24 protein-coding genes are annotated in these 18,306 nt (G+C 64.8%); 11 read left to right on the top strand and 13 right to left on the bottom strand.

The genetic code is table 11. The features are described from left to right. Positions 1-61: 61 nt before the first annotated feature. A complete protein-coding gene (gene greA / locus ACN2XU_RS16130; protein ID WP_419411481.1) occupies positions 62-532 on the top strand; it encodes a transcription elongation factor GreA in 471 nt (156 codons plus the stop codon). Positions 533-543: 11 nt separating this feature from the next. Continuing rightward, positions 544-1,545, top strand: coding sequence for a hypothetical protein (locus ACN2XU_RS16135; RefSeq protein WP_419411482.1), 1,002 nt, complete (start codon positions 544-546; stop codon positions 1,543-1,545). 81 nt (positions 1,546-1,626) lie between these two features. On the opposite strand, the gene ACN2XU_RS16140 is transcribed toward ACN2XU_RS16135, so the two are convergent. The 6 genes from ACN2XU_RS16140 to ACN2XU_RS16165 form a co-directional block, all read right to left on the bottom strand. Further along, positions 1,627-3,714 carry a molybdenum cofactor synthesis domain-containing protein gene (locus ACN2XU_RS16140; protein WP_419411483.1) on the bottom strand — a complete coding sequence of 696 codons (2,088 nt, stop codon included), beginning with the start codon at positions 3,712-3,714 and terminating at the stop codon, positions 1,627-1,629. Beyond that, positions 3,711-4,202, bottom strand: a complete 492-nt coding sequence (gene mobB, locus ACN2XU_RS16145) for a molybdopterin-guanine dinucleotide biosynthesis protein B (RefSeq protein WP_419411484.1) — start codon at positions 4,200-4,202, stop codon at positions 3,711-3,713. Before mobB ends, ACN2XU_RS16140 begins: the two co-directional genes overlap by 4 nt. Next, positions 4,199-4,825, bottom strand: a complete 627-nt coding sequence (gene mobA, locus ACN2XU_RS16150; RefSeq protein WP_419411485.1) for a molybdenum cofactor guanylyltransferase MobA — start codon at positions 4,823-4,825, stop codon at positions 4,199-4,201. Before mobA ends, mobB begins: the two co-directional genes overlap by 4 nt. After that, positions 4,822-5,238 (bottom strand): cytidine/deoxycytidylate deaminase family protein, encoded by a 417-nt coding sequence (locus tag ACN2XU_RS16155; RefSeq protein WP_419411486.1) that lies wholly within the window; start codon positions 5,236-5,238, stop codon positions 4,822-4,824. Before ACN2XU_RS16155 ends, mobA begins: the two co-directional genes overlap by 4 nt. A gap of 106 nt (positions 5,239-5,344) precedes the next feature. Further along, positions 5,345-5,884 (bottom strand): YcxB family protein, encoded by a 540-nt coding sequence (locus ACN2XU_RS16160; protein WP_419411487.1) that lies wholly within the window; start codon positions 5,882-5,884, stop codon positions 5,345-5,347. After that, the gene (locus ACN2XU_RS16165; protein ID WP_419411488.1) at positions 5,881-6,753 is read right to left on the bottom strand and encodes a formate dehydrogenase accessory sulfurtransferase FdhD; all 873 of its coding nucleotides are present in this window, start codon (positions 6,751-6,753) and stop codon (positions 5,881-5,883) included. The genes ACN2XU_RS16160 and ACN2XU_RS16165 overlap by 4 nt, the downstream gene beginning before the upstream one ends. 52 nt (positions 6,754-6,805) lie before the next feature. On the opposite strand from ACN2XU_RS16165, the gene ACN2XU_RS16170 reads away from it, so the two are divergent. Both ACN2XU_RS16170 and ACN2XU_RS16175 read left to right on the top strand, forming a co-directional pair. Beyond that, on the top strand, positions 6,806-7,507 hold the full coding sequence (locus ACN2XU_RS16170) for an AzlC family ABC transporter permease (RefSeq protein ID WP_419411489.1): 702 nt from the start codon (positions 6,806-6,808) through the stop codon (positions 7,505-7,507). Further along, on the top strand, positions 7,504-7,830 hold the full coding sequence (locus ACN2XU_RS16175; RefSeq protein ID WP_419411490.1) for an AzlD domain-containing protein: 327 nt from the start codon (positions 7,504-7,506) through the stop codon (positions 7,828-7,830). Before ACN2XU_RS16170 ends, ACN2XU_RS16175 begins: the two co-directional genes overlap by 4 nt. On the opposite strand, the gene ACN2XU_RS16180 is transcribed toward ACN2XU_RS16175, so the two are convergent. From ACN2XU_RS16180 to ACN2XU_RS16200, 5 genes are all read right to left on the bottom strand, one after another. Beyond that, a complete protein-coding gene (locus tag ACN2XU_RS16180) occupies positions 7,815-8,471 on the bottom strand; it encodes a hypothetical protein (protein ID WP_419411491.1) in 657 nt (218 codons plus the stop codon). The genes ACN2XU_RS16175 and ACN2XU_RS16180 overlap by 16 nt on opposite strands. A gap of 41 nt (positions 8,472-8,512) precedes the next feature. Beyond that, complete coding sequence (locus ACN2XU_RS16185) at positions 8,513-8,647, bottom strand: aa3-type cytochrome c oxidase subunit IV (protein ID WP_419411492.1); 135 nt, start codon at positions 8,645-8,647, stop codon at positions 8,513-8,515. Positions 8,648-8,748: 101 nt separating this feature from the next. Beyond that, complete coding sequence (locus tag ACN2XU_RS16190) at positions 8,749-9,201, bottom strand: DUF6173 family protein (RefSeq protein WP_419411493.1); 453 nt, start codon at positions 9,199-9,201, stop codon at positions 8,749-8,751. Positions 9,202-9,345: 144 nt separating this feature from the next. Next, positions 9,346-10,797 carry a xylulokinase gene (gene xylB, locus ACN2XU_RS16195; protein WP_419411494.1) on the bottom strand — a complete coding sequence of 484 codons (1,452 nt, stop codon included), beginning with the start codon at positions 10,795-10,797 and terminating at the stop codon, positions 9,346-9,348. Between the two features lie 175 nt (positions 10,798-10,972). Further along, positions 10,973-11,212, bottom strand: a complete 240-nt coding sequence (locus tag ACN2XU_RS16200) for an accessory factor UbiK family protein (protein WP_419411495.1) — start codon at positions 11,210-11,212, stop codon at positions 10,973-10,975. A 94-nt stretch (positions 11,213-11,306) separates the two neighbouring features. Between ACN2XU_RS16200 and lgt the strand changes: the two genes are divergently transcribed. From lgt to ACN2XU_RS16225, 5 genes are all read left to right on the top strand, one after another. After that, complete coding sequence (gene lgt / locus ACN2XU_RS16205; RefSeq protein ID WP_419411496.1) at positions 11,307-12,200, top strand: prolipoprotein diacylglyceryl transferase; 894 nt, start codon at positions 11,307-11,309, stop codon at positions 12,198-12,200. Next, positions 12,197-13,267, top strand: coding sequence for a class I SAM-dependent methyltransferase (locus ACN2XU_RS16210; RefSeq protein ID WP_419411497.1), 1,071 nt, complete (start codon positions 12,197-12,199; stop codon positions 13,265-13,267). Before lgt ends, ACN2XU_RS16210 begins: the two co-directional genes overlap by 4 nt. Continuing rightward, positions 13,264-14,019: a peptidoglycan editing factor PgeF gene (gene pgeF, locus ACN2XU_RS16215; RefSeq protein WP_419411498.1), complete on the top strand. Its 756-nt coding sequence runs from the start codon at positions 13,264-13,266 to the stop codon at positions 14,017-14,019. The genes ACN2XU_RS16210 and pgeF overlap by 4 nt, the downstream gene beginning before the upstream one ends. A 117-nt stretch (positions 14,020-14,136) precedes the next feature. Then, on the top strand, positions 14,137-14,280 hold the full coding sequence (locus ACN2XU_RS16220) for a hypothetical protein (protein WP_419411499.1): 144 nt from the start codon (positions 14,137-14,139) through the stop codon (positions 14,278-14,280). A 243-nt stretch (positions 14,281-14,523) separates the two neighbouring features. Then, positions 14,524-15,291: a Hint domain-containing protein gene (locus tag ACN2XU_RS16225; RefSeq protein WP_419411500.1), complete on the top strand. Its 768-nt coding sequence runs from the start codon at positions 14,524-14,526 to the stop codon at positions 15,289-15,291. A gap of 117 nt (positions 15,292-15,408) precedes the next feature. Here ACN2XU_RS16225 and ACN2XU_RS16230 read toward each other — a convergent pair whose 3' ends face one another. Continuing rightward, positions 15,409-15,909, bottom strand: a complete 501-nt coding sequence (locus ACN2XU_RS16230) for an Lrp/AsnC family transcriptional regulator (protein WP_419411501.1) — start codon at positions 15,907-15,909, stop codon at positions 15,409-15,411. Between the two features lie 252 nt (positions 15,910-16,161). Between ACN2XU_RS16230 and trxB the strand changes: the two genes are divergently transcribed. Together trxB and ACN2XU_RS16240 are read left to right on the top strand one after the other, a co-directional pair. Further along, the gene (trxB, locus tag ACN2XU_RS16235) at positions 16,162-17,151 is read left to right on the top strand and encodes a thioredoxin-disulfide reductase (protein WP_419411502.1); all 990 of its coding nucleotides are present in this window, start codon (positions 16,162-16,164) and stop codon (positions 17,149-17,151) included. A 178-nt stretch (positions 17,152-17,329) separates the two neighbouring features. Further along, positions 17,330-17,632 carry a hypothetical protein gene (locus ACN2XU_RS16240; protein ID WP_419411503.1) on the top strand — a complete coding sequence of 101 codons (303 nt, stop codon included), beginning with the start codon at positions 17,330-17,332 and terminating at the stop codon, positions 17,630-17,632. A gap of 13 nt (positions 17,633-17,645) precedes the next feature. On the opposite strand, the gene ACN2XU_RS16245 is transcribed toward ACN2XU_RS16240, so the two are convergent. Then, positions 17,646-18,188, bottom strand: a complete 543-nt coding sequence (locus ACN2XU_RS16245) for a VPLPA-CTERM sorting domain-containing protein (RefSeq protein ID WP_419411504.1) — start codon at positions 18,186-18,188, stop codon at positions 17,646-17,648. Between the last annotated feature and the right edge of the window lie 118 nt (positions 18,189-18,306).

An 18,306-nucleotide genomic window follows, 5' to 3' on the forward strand; every position in this document is an offset into this window, starting at 1 on the left:
AGACACGCCAAGGGTGCACGGCTCGGTCGGCCGCCGCACGACAAAAGACTGGAACGACCCCATGGACAAGATACTGATCACCCGCGCGGGCTTCACCGCGCTCGAAACCGAATTGAAAAAGCTCAAGTCCGTCGAGCGTCCCGCCGTGATTCAGGCGATTGCCGAGGCGCGCGAACTCGGTGACCTGAAGGAAAACGCCGAATATCACTCGGCGCGGGAAAAGCAGGGCTTCATCGAAGGCCGCATTCAGGAGATCGAGGGCATTCTCGGCCTTGCCGAGGTCATCGACCCCAAAACGCTCAAGGGCGCGGTCAAATTCGGCGCCACCGTCACGGTGGTCGACGAGGATACCGACGAAGAGAAAGTCTGGCAGATCGTCGGAGAGCATGAGGCCAATATCGAAAAAGGCCTGCTCAACGTCAAATCGCCGATCGCCCGCGCGCTCATCGGCAAGGACGCAGGCGACAGCGTCGAAGTCCGCACACCGGGCGGCGAGAAGAGCTACGAGATCCTCACCATCGAATACAAGTGACCGCGGCCGCCATGTCCGACGACAAGAGCCAAGCCAAACCGACACCTCCGGGCCTGTACGACCGATCCGGAGCAGACGCCGTAACAGGCGTTGAAATCGCCGCGCTCGCCGCGACGGTCATCTGGGTGCTGCTGTCCGGAAGCTACTTCATCTTCGGCTCGTTCAGCGACGGCGCCGGGCTGCGATTCCTGTTGTCGTTCATGGTCATCGTCATGCCCGTGGCGCTGATCTGGGTCGCGGCGCTCTCGGCCCGCTCCGCGCGGATCATGCGCAGCGAAAGCGCCCGGCTGCAGGCGGCCATCGATGCGATTCGTCAGGCTTACGTGACGCAGGCTCAGAAGGGGCGAAACGATCCGCCTCACCCGACGCTGGTGAAACGCCTGGACGAGATCGCCGCCGGGCAAAAGAACCTCGAAGCCACGCTGACCATGATCGGATCGACCCGCATGGCCGAACCAGCGCACCCGGCAGCAGCGCCGCAGACGGACATCGACGATCAGCCCGCCCTGTCGCTCGGCACCCCGGCGGAGGCGCTGCAACCGCCATTGTCGAACGAGGATTTCATCCGCGCGCTGAACTTCCCGGAAACCGCCGAAGACAAAGAAGGCTTCAACGCCCTGCGCCGCGCCCTCAAGGATCGCAACGCCGCCCACCTGATCCAGGCCGCGCAGGACATCCTGACCCTGCTCAGCCAGGACGGGATCTATATGGACGACCTGCGTCCCGATCTGGCCCGTCCCGAAGTCTGGCGCACCTTTGCCCAAGGCACGCGGGGCCGCGCCATCGCCCCGCTTGGCGGTGTACGCGACCGCTCCTCGCTGGCCCTGGCCCTTGGCCGGATGAAGCAGGACCCGATCTTCCGCGATGCCGCGCACCACTTTCTGCGCCGTTTCGACAAGAGCTTTGCCGCCTTCGAGCCGAACGCGTCGGACACGGAAATCACCCAATTCGCCGGGACACGCTCTGCCCGCGCCTTTATGCTGTTGGGACGTGTGGCGGGCACCTTCGACTGACTGCGCCTTGGCTTGTCCGCGCCAGCGGTCTTTGAACCGGGAAGACGCAAGGCCAGGGGCACGAGCCCCCCGTGCGCGACGTTAGAGACCGAAACTGCCGTAGGGGATAAAGCGCACCGGATCGCCCGGCGCGATCTCGCGACCGCCATCGCCGAGCTCGACGAGCCCCTCGCCCCAACTCAGCCCCGACACCCGGCCAGAGCCTTCAGACTTGAAGACCTCCGCCCGGCCATTGCGCATCCGTGCGCGCAGGTATTCGCGCCGCCCCTGCTTCTTTTGCTTGGTGAAGGCCGCGGGCACGTCAAAGCCCAGTGGCGCCTGCCAGCCCGATCCGGCAAGCATTCCCATGGCGGGCCGCGCGAAAATCAGCGTGCAGACAAAAGCCGCCACCGGGTTGCCGGGCAAGCCGAACACCGGCTTGCCGCCCCAAAGGCCCAGCGCCAGCGGTCGTCCCGGCTTGAGAGCAATGCGCCATTCCTGCATGGCTCCCGCTTCGCGCAGCAAGGCCGAAACGTGATCTTCATCCCCTGCCGATGCGCCGCCGGACGTCAGAATGAGATCCGCCTGTCCTGACGCCTCATCCAACCGCGCCGCAAGCGCCGCGCGGTCGTCGGGCACCCGCCCCATATCCACCGCTTCGAATCCGAAGCGCGATATCATCGTCAGCAGCATGGGGCGATTCGCATCGAAAATCTGTCCAGGTCCGGCAGCCGAGCCCGGTTCCACCACCTCATCGCCGGTCGAGAGCACCGCCACGCGCAGCCGCGCCCGCACCGTCAGCGTGTCGAGACCGACCGAGGCCGCAAGCGCCAGATCCGCCGGGGTCAACACCCGGCCCGCCCGCAGCGCCACCGCGCCAGCCATCACATCCTCCCCAGCCTTGCGCGTGTTCGCGCCCGGCTTCATGCCACCGCGAAAGGCCACCTTGCCGCCCTCCACCGCGCAGTCCTCATCGAGCACAACGGTGTCCACACCATCGGGCAGCGCCGCGCCGGTGAGCACCCGCAGCGCGCGCCCCTCCGGCACCACACCGTCAAACGGCACACCCGCAGCCGAGCGCCCCGCGATGAGCGGCAAGACCACGTCGCCATCGGGCAGGCTCGCCCCGGCAAAACCGTATCCATCCACCGCCGTGTTCGGGAGCGGCGGGTTCGCGCGCCGCGCCACCGCATCCTCCGCCAGGACGCGCCCCATGGCCGCAGCCAGCGGAACCGGCTCCCTCCCGACCACGCAGGTCAGGCGTTGCTCCAGCATGGCCAGCGCCTCATCCACCGGTGTCCAATCCACCCCCGGCGGCAGGGCAAAGCAATCGTTGCGCAAAGGCGGCGGTTTCAGTGTCACGGCGGCCATCAACTCCTCTTCGAACCCCAGTCCAAGGATCCAGCCCTCCACGGGCGCATCCACGTCAAGCATCGCATCCAGACGCTCAGGCGCAAGCCCCGCCAACGCCTGGGCCAGCAGGCGGACCTGCACTGCGTCGCGAATATCCTCCGGGCCGGTCGCCCGCCGAACCGCATCATTGATCAGCCCCGGCCAGATCTCCACGAAGGCCACGGGCGCATCCAGCGCCTCAAACGGCCAGACCGCAACCTGCCCTGCGAAACGCTGTCGCAGCCGCTCCAGCACAGGCAGACCCATGATCACCTGCGATCCCACCGCTCCGGCCCCCGCCATCTGCCAACAGGTGAAACTGCCCTTGGCCGCGCGCTCGCAGGCGCGGCGCTCCGGGAACGGGTTCGCATAGTTCGCTTTCGTGCGCGGCAGCCCGGCAATGTCGCGCTTCAACCCATTGGCCCAGAATGGGCCGTGCCCGCCCTGTCGAAGATTGAACGCCGCAGCGCGATCGAAACGATTGTTGGCCTTGGGTGCATCCTCGACATGGGCGTCGAGATAGGCCCAAAACGCCAACGGATCGTCCCGCCCGATCACATCGGCCACGAACCCCGCCGGATAGGCAAAGGGAAAATCGAAGCCGATCAACAGCCGCTCGCCTGCGTTCAACGCCGCCCCGATCCGCTCCAGGAGGAAAGCCTCGGCCGTCGCGCGGTTGCGCATGTACAGCGGCGCGTGGCCAGCCTCCCCGATCCAGATCGCATCCTTGCGCGGTCTCGGCCCCGTATCGTTGCCCCCTGACCAATCGACCATCACAAAGCGGTCCCAACCGCTCAAAGGCCGACCTCTTTGAGGATGAAATCGGCCACGGCAATGGTGTCGTTCAGATCGAACACCGGCCGGTCCAGCTCCAAAGGCACATCGCTGGCCACCGCGCGGATGGTCGGATCGTCCGCCGCGATCAGGGGATTGCCGGTTTCGGCCCGAAACGCCTCCACCTTCGGATGGCTGTCGCGTTTGTAGCCTTCGATCAACACCAGATCGACAGGTGCGAGACGCGCCAGCAGATCGGCCAGAACAGGCTCCTGCGCGCCGCGCAACTCGCTCATGTGCGCCACGCGATTGCGCGACGCGAGAATCACCTCCGACGCCCCAGCCACACGGTGCCGATGAGAATCCTTGCCCGGATGGTCGACGTCAAAGCTGTGATGGGCGTGCTTGACCGTGCTGACGGTGAAGCCGCGCCCGGTGATTTCCGTCACCAGCCGCTCCATCAACCCGGTCTTGCCCGCGTTCTTCCAGCCGGTCACGCCGTAAACCCTCATAAAAGCTCCTCTGCCCGCGCCAGATCCTCGGGCGTGTTGACGTTGAAAAAAGGATCGATCCCGTCCACCGGAAAGACGCATTCACGCCCACCGTGCGCTTCGGTCCAGAGCACGACCTTCTTGAGTCCCCCCTGCAGCGCCGCCCGCAGATCATCACGCAGGGCAACAGGCCAGAGGCCAAAGGTCGGATGCCGGATCAGGCCGGACTTCGATTTCGACTTCGTCTGCGCCTCGCCCCGTGTGGCGGCCAGAACAAGCGGAAAGCTCTGCCCTTCCGATGCCAGCAACAGGCGCGGCACCAGATCGCAGGGAAAGAACGGCGTATCGGCGGCAACGGTGACGATGGTCTCCGCGCCCTGCTCCGCCGCCCAATCCAGCCCTGCGAGCACACCCGCCAAGGGACCGGGAAACCCTGCGATGCTGTCTGGCACCACCGGCAAGGCGCCGCCAAACCGGGCAGCCTCTCCATTGGCGTTGAGCGCCAGCCCGGCCACTTGCGGCGCCAGCCGATCGCGCACGCGCGCCAAAAGGCTCTGCCCGCCAAGATCGAGCAAGGCCTTGTCGCCGCCGCCCATCCGCGTGGCCAGCCCCCCGGCCAGGATCACTCCGAACGGTTGCTTCACGTCTTGCGCCTTCCGTGTTTGTAGGCTGTCGGCATCAGGTCCGCCATCGCCCAGAACGCCATGCCTTCACCCTCCGGCACCGCGACAAGCGCGTCCGGCGCATAGTCCAGCATCAATTCCCGGCAGGGTCCGCAAGGCGGGATGACCTCGCCGCGCCGGTTCACGGCACCGCAGAACACCACCGCGTCATCCGGGTCCGCCGCCATCGCCATGCCGATCGCCACAGGCTCGGCACAGACGCTGGCGCGCGGCAGGGTGCTGTCGAGGTTCATGCCGATATAGCGCGCGCCCGACGCGGTCAGCACCACGGAGGCCACCGAATGCCAATCGCCGCGCTGCCGGTCCTTGATGAAATCCTGTGCCGCAGCGATCGCCGCGCGCATGTTCGCATCCAGTGTCGCGTGATCTCTCATATCGTCCCCACCAGCCCAAGGCGCTCAAACGTCCTACGGGACAATTGCAAAAATCCTTTAAGATTTTTGTCCGCCAAGCCCGCGCGCATCGGTCCCGAACCACGGCTCATGCGTGCCCCGCCGCGTGCCAGGTTTCGACCTGCCTGCGGACAACGGGCACCTCTCCCGCTTTGGCCAGCAGCCGGTCTGGCAGGATGATGCCATATACGCCCGAAACCGCCACCATGATCGCCTTGCCGGTGCTCAACGCATCTATGTCGTGCCAGGCGGTGAAATTGCGGGAGCGGCCGTTAGACAACGTTATGCCTGCCTGATCCAGAAAAAGGGTCTGGCCGGACATGGACCGACTGCACAGATAGCAGCGCCGGATCCGAGCCGATTGCACCCTGAGGAGCAACAAGAACGATATGGCGATACCAAGTGCGAGCAAATAGTAGACATGTCCAGCGTCCTCCACGGGGATGCCAAACCAGCGCAGCGCCAATATGGCGACCAGGAACCCGGTAACCATGTAACCCATGCTGCGAATACATGTATTTGCCAGCAACAGAACCCGCCAAGGTCCGGCAAACATGGGCCGCCAGATCAGCGCCATGCCGCGCCGCGCCTCTTTGTCCGTCAAACTGTAGGTCATCGAATAGCTCATGCGCCGCCCTTCCGGCCCGACCGTTTCGCCTCCTCCGGTACGCTTTCGGGGTCTGCGTCCCAATCCAACCGCTCCGCGCCGCTGAGACAGACAAAGCGCCGGCCGCGCATCCGGCCAATACAGGTCAGCCCGACCTGTCGCGCGATCTCCACGCCCCATGCGGTGAACCCCGAGCGCGAGGCCAGCACCGGAATGCCCATCAAGGCCGTCTTGATCACCATTTCGGACGTCAGCCGTCCGGTTGTGTAGAGGATCTTGTCCTCCGCCGTCACACCGTTCAGGAACATCCACCCGGCAATCTTGTCCACCGCGTTATGGCGCCCGACGTCCTCCATATAGACCAAAGGCTTATCCCCCTGACACAGCACCGTGCCATGGATCGCCCCCGCCTCCAGATAAAGCGACGGCGTGGTGTTGATCCGATGCGCCAGCGTATAAAGCCAAGAGGTTTTCACCGGCGCGGCAGGCAGCATAAGCCCCTCCAGCCCCTCCATCATATCGCCAAAGACGGTCCCCACGGCACAGCCGCTGGTCCGCGTCTTCTTCTTCACCTTTTCCTCGTAGGTGGTCTTTGAGGCCGTGCGGACCACGACCACCTCCAGCTCCTCTTCGTAATCGACACCGGTGATCTCTTCTCCGTCACCGAGCATCCCCTGATTGCGCAGGAACCCCACGGCGAGGAACTCGGGGTAATCCCCGATGGTCATTGCCGTGACCACCTCCTGCGCATTGAGGTAAATCGTCAGCGGCCGCTCCTCGACCACCGAGATTTCCGTCTCGGCACCGGTGTGATCAATACCGGAGACAACCCGTGTCAGGCGGGCTGCCGCAGGGTCAGGGGCGATGATGTAGTCTTGGGGCAATTGCATCCGGCCTTTGCGTTCGTGTAGGGGCAAGTGGAAAATCCCCGGAGGTCCAGTCATGGCGCAGAGCCAAGTGATGTCAAGCTATTGGCGCGGTGCGCGCGACGCGACTCCATTCCTGCTCGTCGTAGTTCCATTCGCCATCCTGTTTGGCGTCATCGCAACGGAAGCCGGGCTGACGGTTTTCGAAACTCTGAGCTTTTCTGTCGTGGTGATCGCCGGTGCCGCGCAGTTCACCGCCATCCAGCTGATGACCGACAACGCACCGACCATCGTGGTGCTGGTTTCGGCCCTTGCCGTGAACCTGCGCATGGCGATGTATTCCGCCTCCATTACGCCGCATCTCGGGCCGCTGCCCTTCTGGAAGCGGGCCATCGTCGGCTATTTCCTCGTCGATCAGACCTACGCCGCCTCCATGCTGGAATACGAACGCGTGCCAAAGATGTCGGTCACGGAGAAATTCGCCTACTTCCTTGGTGTCGCCTCGCCGATCTGCCCGCCCTGGTACGCCGCCACCGTTGCGGGTGCCTACATGGGCAACATCATCCCTGCCAATCTCGGCCTCGACATGGTGCTGCCGATCGCCTTCCTTGCGATGCTCGGACCGGCTCTGCGCAGCCGCGCGCATATCTTCGCGGCGCTCGCCGCGACGGTGCTGGCGCTGGTGTTTGCCTGGGTGCCCTACAACCTTGGGCTTATCATCGCCGGGATCGGCGGGATGATGGTCGGAGCTGAAACGGAACGGAGGCTGGCACGATGATCGACAAATCCGACCTCTGGCTCGTGATCTTCGGCATGGGCATCGGCTCGTTCGCCCTGCGGTTCGTTTTCCTGGGGATCGTCGGGGACCGCGCCATGCCGGAGTGGCTGCTGCGGCACCTGCGCTATACCGCCGTGGCGATCATGCCCGCGCTCGTCGCGCCGCTGGTGCTCTGGCCCTCGGCCACCGGCGGCGATCCCGACCCGCTGCGCATTGCCGCAGCGGTGCTTGGGCTCGCTGCGGCCTATGTCTGGAAAAGCGTCTATGCCGGGATGATCGGCGGAGCCGCGGTCATGCTGATCGGGGCCTACTGGTTGCCCTGAGTCCGGCCTGCCCCCTCGGAGGTCGACCGCTGCTCCGCCTCGAATTGCGCAATGGCGATGGCCTTGTCATCCGCATCGTCCTCATAGAGCTTGCGGTCGCTGACACCCGGAAGAGTCGCGAACTGATCGGCCAGCTTGTTGGGATACCAGGTGTCGGAGATCGATTCGAATCCGGGCAACTGCTGCAACAGCGCCGAGGTCGAGGCCGCACACCGGGCGGACGCCACCGGCCCGCTCTGCTGCGCAAGACGCAAGGCCCGCTCGGCCACCTCCGCCGATACCGGGATGCTCTGAATCCGCACGTGATACGTTTTGCGCGCGTGGGCGCGCTCATAGAAATCCTTCACCCTGGGCGTGATGCCATAAAGCACATCCCCCATCTCGGGCACCGCCTTCAGGCGCACCGACCCTGCCGGATCAAACACCACGCGCTGCGAGGCATTGATCAGCAAACTGGTATGCGCGCCGGAACCGGAGCGGTTGTTGATCATGGTGTAGAGCGTCAGGGACGGCGGACCGTCATGCCGATATGTCGCGGCGGCCACCTCTTCAGGCGTCGAATCAACGCCCGATGTGTTGGCCGCACAGCCTGCTAGGGTTACGGCCGCAAAAACGGCCAGAACAATGGCACGCAATCCCATGAGCGTCCCTCCGGTTCAGATGGATCGGATCGCGGCAACGATCAGGCGTTGAAGACCGCCATGAAAATGACGAGGCAGAGAATCACGATCACCGTGCGGATGGTGAAGGTAATAAAGCCCTCAAAGGTCTTTTCCTGCGTGGTGATGTCCATCGAGCCGTGCTTGTGTTCAGCCATGTGAGCAGTCCTGTATTAGCGTTCGCCTCGCCGTTTATCGTATTTTTTCAGCCCTGTCACGGCGGCAAACGGGCACAAATGTCGCGGGTCCCGCCGTCGGCTCACGCCGCGCCGATTTCCCGCGCCAGCAAAAAGCCGATGCGCCGCGGCTTCTCTTCGGGCAACTCCTTTGGCATGGCGCGCAGGATCACCGAAAGCTGGCTGACATGCTGAACCAGCTGCGTGCGCACCCCCGCCGCATCCGAGCCGTAGAAGGTGATCATGTCCGGATCGAAATAGCCCAGACCCTCGATCCGCAGCACCCCGGCCTCCGCGCCGACAAAGCCCATGGCGACCTCATGATCGCTGTCGAGCTGCTCCTCGAAGGTCTGGATATACAGCACAAGGCGCTCGTAGGCCCATTCCGCCGGACTCTTGTCCTGGACCGGCTTCTGCTTCACCGCTTCCGGCAGAACCTCCCCGCCGACCGACTTGCCTTCGGTGTGCACGTCGATCCGGCGCGGCAGCGCGTCGCTTTCATGCGCTTCGGCCGTAGTGTCAATCTTGTTGTCCATGTCGCCTCCGGATCGGTTTCACGCATCGCGCCACAAACGCGGCGCGGAGGCCAGAAAAAACTCGCCCGTCCAAATTCCGGGAACCGGGGGCGCGGCCCCGATCCCTGCGGAAGACGTCCGGACCGGTGAGGCGGGACGCGTGCGTCACGGCAAGGTTTTGAGCGCTGGATAACTCGCACGGTAGGCCTGGTATGCATCTTCATAGGCCGCTGCCAGATCGGCGCGCGGTTCAATTGTTCCGGCCACGTTCGGACGCGTCATGATCTCATCGACCGATCCCGCACCGGCACCGACCATGGCCAGACGCGCCGCGCCCAGCGCCGCCCCGAAGTCTCCCGCTTTGGGCAGATCGAGTGGCAGGTTCAGCACGGTCGCGATGGTCTCGACCCAGAAGCGCGAGGCCGCGCCGCCGCCAATCGCCAGCAGCCCGCCTAGGTCTGCACCGGTCTGGCCGATGGCCTCGGCGCAATCGCGCAGGGCAAAGCTCACACCTTCCATCACCGCCTGCGTCATCGCCTTGCGATCGCTCTCGACACCCAGATTCAGGAAGGCCCCGCGAATGTGGCTGTCGTTATGCGGCGTGCGCTCACCCGACAGGTACGGCAGGAAGCGCAGGCGTTCCGGGCCGGCGATGGCATCGCCGAGCTCCCGCGACAGCTCCGCCGGTTTGGAGCCGGTGACCCGCGCCAGCCAGTTGAGGCTGTCAGTCGCCGCGAGGATCACGCCCATCTGATACCATTGCCCCGGCACCGCGTGACAGAAGGTGTGCACCGCCGAGGCAGGCAGGGGCGCATAGCCATCGCGCCCTGTCAGCAGCACCCCGGAGGTGCCGAGCGAGACAAACCCCTGCCGCTCGCCCATCGCGCCGACGCCGCAGGCCGCCGCCGCATTGTCTCCGGCGCCGCCAACGACGATCACATCCCTGGACATGCCCCAGGCTGCGGCCAGATCGTTGCGCAATGTCGCGCCCGCCTCGCTGCCCTCGACCAGCCGGGGCATCTGTGTCTCGCTCATCGCGCCCGCCTGCAGCAGTGCACCTGACCACGCCCGCTTGCCCACGTCGAGCCAGGCCGTCCCGGCGCTGTCGGACATGTCGGCAAAATACTCGCCGGTCAGGTGGTGGTTCATATACGCGGCAGGCAGCAGAACCTTGGCGATTTTGGCAAAGGTCTCCGGCTCATGCGCCTTGACCCAGAGCAGCTTTGGCGCGGTGAACCCCGGAAAGACGATATTTCCGGACAACGCGCGCACGCCCTCGGTGCCGTCGAGCGTCGCCGCTTCTTCAAAGCTGCGCGTGTCGTTCCACAAGATGCAGGGCCGCAGCACGGCGCCTTCGGCATCCAGCAGGGTGGCACCGTGCATGTGCCCGGACACGCCAATCCCGCGCACCGCCGCCAGCGCAGGCCCATGAGCAGCCTTGAGCCGACCCATCGCCTTGTCCAGCGCCGCCGTCCACGCGCCCGGATCCTGCTCGCTCCAGCCCGCCCGCGGATGCTGCGCTTCGTAGGCTTCGGCCTCGGACGCGACCGGAACGCCGCCATCGTCAACCAATAGGGCACGCAGCCCCGAAGTCCCAAGGTCCAGTCCAAGATACATGGCAATCCTCCCGTCAGCCTTGCGCGCAACTCTGGGCCGCGCTGTTGAAGGCTGTCAAACAGGAATGATCGCGCTAACGCAAGGCACCGCCGCACCAAACCGGCAAGCGGACCGCGCGATGGGACGGCGGGCGGGGCGAGGGCCGTCAGGCACGAGCGCCGGACAGGCGTCCCGCTTACTTGCCTTCGAGCGCGTCCAGACGGGCCTTCAGCGCCTCGTTCTCTTCACGGGCCTTCTGGGCCATGGCCCGCACCGCGTCGAACTCCTCGCGCGTCACGAAATCGCGATCCGCAAGCCAGCGGTCCAGCATGCCTTTCATGGCATTCTCGGCCTCGTCCTTCGCCCCCTGCGCCACGCCCATGGCGTTGGTCATCAGCTGCGAGATGTCTTCGAATACCTTGTTGCGCGTCTGCATGGGTCACTCCGGCGTTGCATGTCCGTCCTATATGGTCTCCAAAGGCGGCGGTCACAAGGTTGACTTCCCGCCCGGCCCGGAGACAACAGGACGCATGCAGGCATACATCCCCTTTCCGAACCTCTCACCCGAGCTCTTCAGCATCGAGCTTTTCGGCATGACCTTCGCGCTCCGCTGGTACGCGCTGGCCTATATCGCGGGCATCCTGATCGGCTGGCGCATCGCACTCGCCGCCATCCGCCGCCCGAAGCTCTGGGCCGGGGATCTGGCGCCGATGACGGAGAACCAGATCGAGGATTTGCTGACCGCGATCATCCTCGGAATCATTCTCGGCGGGCGGCTGGGGTATGTGCTGTTCTATCAACCCGCCTATTACCTCGCCAACCCGATCGAGATTCCCATGGTCTGGACCGGCGGCATGTCCTTCCATGGCGGCCTGCTCGGTGTGATGGCGGCAATCTTGTGGTTCTGCTGGAAACAGCGTGTGCCACTGGCCTCCACCGCCGACCTTGCCGCCATCGCCACGCCCGTCGGCCTGCTGCTGGGACGCCTGTCCAATTTCGTCAATGCCGAGCTTTGGGGCCGCCCCACCGACGTGCCCTGGGCCGTGGCCTTTCCCGGCAGCGCTGCGCAGGACTGTGGGCAACCCGTGGGCGAGGTCTGCGCCCGCCACCCGTCCCAGCTTTATGAGGCAACGCTCGAAGGGCTGATCCTCGGCCTTGTGCTGCTGATCCTCGTGCGGCGTGGCGCGCTGAAGATCCCCGGCCTGACCGCCGCCACCTTCTTCATCGGCTATGGTCTCTCGCGGTTCCTCGTCGAATTCGTCCGCCAGCCCGACGCGCAGTTCGTCTCGGATGGCAACCCCCTCGGCCTTGCCCTGCATATCGGCGGCTATGGCCTCACCATGGGACAAGTGCTCTGCCTGCCGATGATCTTCGGCGGCCTCGCGGTCATGGCCATCGTGCGCAGACGCGCCGCCCCCGCATGACGGCGCTCGCGGACATCCTCAAACGGCAGATCGCCACCACAGGCCCGCTGACGCTGGCCGACTACATGACGAGCTGTCTGCTGCATCCCGTGCATGGCTATTACACCACGCGCGATCCGCTCGGGGCGCAGGGCGACTTCACCACCGCACCGGAAATCTCCCAGATGTTCGGCGAGCTTATCGGCCTCTGCCTCGCGCAAACCTGGCTCGATCAGGGTGCGCCCGCCCCCTTCATCCTCGCCGAACTCGGCCCCGGTCGCGGCACGCTCATGGCTGACGCCCTGCGCGCCGCCCACACCGTACCCGGCTTTCACGCCGCCGCGCAGCTTCACCTTGTCGAGGCCTCACCCACGCTGCGCCGCGAACAGGCCAGCCGCCTTTCGGACCACACGCCCACATGGCACGACAGCATCGAAACCGTGCCGGACGATGCGCCCCTTTTCCTGATCGCCAATGAATTCTTCGACGCCCTGCCGATCCGCCAGTTCACCCGCGACGGCGACGGCTGGCGCGAATGCGTCGTCGGCTTGTCGCAGGGCACCCTCGCCCCCGGCCTCACCGACCCCGCCCCGCAGGACGCTCTGGCGCACCGCATTCCCGACACAACTGATGGCGACATCGTCGAAACCTGCAGCCCCGCACTGGCCATCACCGCCGCGATCGCCGCCCGCATCGGCGGGCATGGCGGGGCCGCGCTGCTGATCGACTATGGCGACTGGCGCAGCCTCGGGGATACGCTGCAGGCGCTTGAACACCATGCAACGGCCGATCCCTTTGCCAATCCCGGTCAGGCCGACCTGACCGCCCATGTGGACTTCGAAGCGCTCGCCGGGGCGGCCGCGGCCTTCAAAACACACAGCAAACTGACACCGCAGGGGGTCTTTCTCGAACGCCTTGGCATCACGCAGCGGGCGCAGGCCCTGGCCCAGCGCCTCAGCGGCAGCGCGCTGCAATCGCATGTCGCGGCACATCGACGGTTGACGCACCCCGCCGAAATGGGTTCGCTGTTCAAGATTCTCGCACTCTTCCCCAAGGGTGCCCCACCGCCGCCGGGACTGAACTCATGACGCTCGAAATCATCACGGCAGACAGCCTCGCCCCGCTGCGCCACGGCTTCTTCACCCGTCGCGGCGGCGCCTCCTCCGGGATATTTTCCGGGCTCAACTGCGGCCCTGGTTCCTCGGACCAATCCGAAATCGTCGCGATCAACCGCGCCCGCGTCGCCGCCGCCATGGAGGTTCCGCCAGAGGCGCTGATGAGTGTGCATCAGGTGCATTCCCCCGATGTTGTCACCCTCACCGGTGCCTTGCCCGATCCACGGCCAAAGGCCGATGCGCTGGTCACCGATCAGCCGGGGCTGGCGCTCTCGATCCTCACCGCCGACTGCCAGCCAGTGCTGTTCGCCGACGCCGACAACGGCGTCATCGGCGCCGCCCATGCCGGCTGGCGCGGGGCGCGCGACGGGGTGCTCGAATCGACGGTGGATGCCATGATCGCCCTCGGAGCCGATCGGGACTGCATTCAGGCCGTCATCGGCCCGTCCATCTCTCAGCGCGCCTATGAAGTTGGTCCGGAATTCCTTGACGATTTCCTCTCCGACGATCCGGAAAATGCCCGCTTCTTTGCCGGGGGCAATGGCGACCGGGTTCATTTCGACCTGCCCGGATACGGTCTGCACCGCCTGCGCGAAGCCGGTGTGGCCGCCGAATGGACCCGGCACTGCACCTACGCCGATCCCGACCGCTTCTACAGCTATCGCCGCACCACCCACGCCAAGGAGGCCGACTACGGCCGCCTGATCTCCGCAATCCGCCTGTGAGCGCGCGCCGGAAACAATCAACACCGAAGCCTGGCAATTATCCCGAGACCGTCACAGACGCGCCCCAATATCCGGTCAAACCGTTTCAGATCGGAACGAGTGTACGAGGACCCGGGCATGAAAAAACCAAACCGTTTCATCAAATCCATCGTCGCCACCGCCCGCCAAGAGCATCCGCCGATGCCCTGGCACCGGGGCGCTCCGCGACAGGCCATGATCGACCGGCGCATGCCCGCCAAACCCGCGTTGAAAAGCGCCTGATCTCGGCTCGCCCCGATTCGTCCTGGCACTCGGGGCAAATGTGGCAGGACAGTCCACGAAAAACAGACAATCCCGCCGGCAAGGGCGGGATTATCGAGCCTAGCATCGCATATTTTACTTCAATTTTGACGAACCGGGCAGATTGCGGCTAATTCAGTACAAGAATTAGCAAGCGCAAGACTGTCCATTTGTCGTTGTTGGTGGGGGCCAACACGGATGTGACCAACCTTTCGAGGGGATCACATGACACAACTCCGTCACGACCTGACCGTCGCCCACCCCGTTGGCGTGGCGCATGGCCTCGCCGAACCCCGGCGCAACGTCGCGCTGATGCGCAAATACGAAGCGGCGGCCCTGCTTCCCGACCTCACCGTCTCTTTCAAGTCTCACATCGCTCCGGCCACACCGCTCTTCGAGGAGACCGCGACCGCTTTTGCGCGCGGCACACTCTTTCCCACCGTGCGCGGCCCCGTCGCGATCGAAGATCTCCTCCCCGGCGACTACATCGAAACCGCAAGCGGCGCCGAACCGGTCATGTGGATCGGGTCGACCACCTACATCCCGGGCCGCGACGAGGCCGACACGACCCTGACCGCGCTGACCCGCGTCACCGCCGGGGCCTATGGCCCGGACCGGCCGCACATGGATCTGCTTGTCGGTCCCGCCGCCCGCATGGTCGTCCGCCATCCAAAACTCGGCACGCTGCTCGGGCAGGATGCGGTGCTGGCCCCGGTCCGTGACTACGCAGACGGTGACCGCCTTCTCCAGATCACGCCCGCAGGCCCGGTGCAGATGTACAATCTGATGACCGCCCGCCACACGACGATGAAGGTCGGCGGTATCGAGATGGAAACCTACCACCCCGGCAAATCCGCCGGACAGGCGCTCGGCCCGAACCTGCGCGCGCTCTTCCTCTCCATGTTCCCGAACATCGCCCAACTCGAAGACTTCGGGCAGGTCAGCCTGACCCGCACCAGCCGCGAAGTCATCGACAGCCTCATCGACACCTGAACTCACAAAAAAACGGCTGGCCACCGGCTCGCCGCTCTCTGTTTCTTTCTCTCTCGCTCACGTGTCTTTTACGAGTACGCGGAAGCCGCGCAGCCCCCGGGTTGCGCGGTTTTCGCGTCAGGCGGACTTGCTCAGCCGCGCCTCCAATACATCGAACGGCACGCCGGGCTCGTCCTTTGCTCCACGGATCACCAGCGACGTCTTGACGCTCGCCACATTGGGCGCGGTCAGCAACTCGCCGGTCAGGAAGCTCTGGAAGGTGGACAGGTCCGGCGCCGCGCATTTCAGAATGAAATCCACCTCGCCATTCAGCATGTGACACTCGCGCACCAGCGGCCAGCCCCGGCACCGCTCCTCAAACGCGCGCAGATCGGTCTCGGCCTGGCTTTGCAGTCCGACCATCACAAAGACCTGAACCTCGAATCCCAGCTCGCGGGCGTCGACCTCGGCGTGATACCCCTTGATAAAGCCCATCTCTTCGAGCGCGCGAACGCGGCGCAGACAGGGCGGCGCGGAAATGCCGACCCGCTTGGCCAATTCGACATTGGTCATTCGCCCATCAGCCTGTAATTCCGCAAGTATCTTGCGATCAATCGGATCCAGCCGATGCCCAGCCATAGAACTCTCCCATTTTCGCGATTATTATACCATGCCGCGCGCTCCGCGCAATAATGTTTCACAGAAGCGCAACATTCTTTTGCGGCATCCCGAAATCTTACCGCTCCGGCGCCGCGCACACGATCCCCCGGCCAGTCTTCAAACGCCCTGCCCCCCCGCCACCGGGAGACAGACCGGCCATCGGCGGGCCTTTCCCCGCGCCGCCCGACCTCCTATATGGGGCAAGTCCCGATTTCACGGAAGGAGTCCGCCATGTCCGACACCCGCCACACCAAGGTTCTGATCATCGGCTCCGGCCCCGCAGGCTACACCGCCGGCGTCTATGCCTCCCGCGCCATGCTGGAGCCGATCCTCGTGCAGGGTCTGGAGCCCGGCGGTCAGCTCACCACCACCACCGAGGTGGAGAACTGGCCCGGCGACACCGAGGTCCAGGGCCCCGACCTGATGGTTCGCATGGAGGCCCACGCCCGCGCCATGGGCACGGAGATCATCGGCGATATCATCTCAAAGGTCGACTTCGACAAGCGTCCCTTCGTGGCGCACAGCGATTCGGGCACGACCTATACCGCCGATGCGATCATCCTCGCCACAGGGGCGCGCGCCAAATGGCTCGGCCTGCCCTCCGAAGAGGCGTTCAAGGGCTTCGGCGTCTCCGCCTGCGCCACCTGCGACGGCTTTTTCTATCGCGGCAAGGAGATCGTGGTGATCGGGGGTGGCAACACCGCCGTCGAAGAGGCGCTGTTCCTGACCAACTTCGCCTCGAAGGTCACGCTGATCCACCGCCGCGACGAACTGCGCTCGGAGAAGATCCTGCAGGACCGCTTGTTCAAGAACCCCAAGATCGAGCCGCTCTGGTTCCATCAGCTTGAGGAGGTCGTCGGCGACGACAATCCCAAGGGCGTCACCGGCGTGAAGGTCAAGAACGTGAAGACCGGCGAGATCACCGAAATCCCCTGTGCCGGCGTCTTCGTCGCCATCGGCCACGCCCCGGCGAACGAGCTGGTCAAAGACGTGCTTGAAACTCACATGGGCGGCTATGTCGTGACCAAACCGGACAGCACCGAAACCTCGATCCCCGGCGTCTTCGCCGCGGGCGATCTGACGGATCACAAATATCGCCAGGCCGTCACCTCCGCCGGGATGGGCTGCATGGCCGCGCTGGAGGCCGAACGCTGGCTGGCCGAACAGGGCGACGCCGCAGAGCCTGCCCCGGAAGCGGCAAACGAACCGGCAAGCGCCTGACGCTGTGTGCCTTTCGGTCTATATCGGCAGCAACAACGCACTGCGCGAACCCGAAAATCTTTGCGACGGCGGGCTCGGGCTTGAGCCCGCCGGTTGGAAACCGGAGCCGCTGGCCGCTTACCATCATGTTTACCGGCTTGGCGGACGACGTGGCGACACGCTGGGGTGCACATGTCTAATGGCAGAAAGTGTCGATTGGACACGGGATGCGCCCTGCCCCGCCCCCGATCCGCTGGCCGATATTCCCGACTGCCCCTTTGCACAGCTGCGGCACTACCTGGAGGCCGCGCTACAAGGAAATCCCCACGCGGGCATGGTCTGCGACGAGGAGGGCGGTCTGGTCCATGAGGCCAGCGAAGAGGACTATGAGCCGGTCATTGTGACCCCCTCCCTCATTCGACCGCTGGCCTTGTTGTTTCATGACGGCATCGGCCCGTGGGCGATGCGTCGCTTCACCGTCGTTCACGACCCGGTTGCCTGAAGCCCCGGCGTTTTCAGGTATTGGCCTGTCGCCGAACCAATCCCAGACCACCCAGCGCCATCAGCAACAGCCCCGTCCCCGCAGGCAGCGGCACCGCCGCAATGCTCAGATCATCGAACACCGAATGGGAAAAGAGCGAGACCCCGCCAGTGCTCAGGTTGCCTTTGGAAATCACGCTCAGCGCGCTCAGATCGAAACTGCCCATGGCCGTGATCGTCACCGTCCCCGTTGTCTCGGCATAGGGCGCGACGATCTGCGTGTTCGATATGCCAAGCAGCCCGCTGGACGTGCCTGAAAAGATGAATTGCGCAGTCTCGCCCGAGCCATAGGTGACGTCGATGATCGCCTGCTCTCCCGTATCAAGCGCATTCGACCCAAGGAAACCAACGCTCGATCCGATGCGATTGTAGGACGGCAAGACCTGCGCTCCGGCACCCGCATCGTAATCCAGAAGGTTGAAACTGGCGCTATAGCTGTCGCCATCGCCAAACACCAAGGCCTGCACAGGCGCCGCGAATCCAAGCGCAAACACCACGGCCATCAAGACCCGTTTCATCGCAATTCCTCCATGAAATATGCGCTATCGTCCTCGAAAACCGGCGATTGTGCAACTGTTACGTGCGCGCAGCCATGCGCGTTCAGCAACGCAGGGTTTCGGCGAAAGACCGCCAAAC

Source organism: Pacificoceanicola niger (assembly GCF_048553275.1).
Classification (GTDB): Bacteria; Pseudomonadota; Alphaproteobacteria; order Rhodobacterales; family Rhodobacteraceae; genus Pacificoceanicola.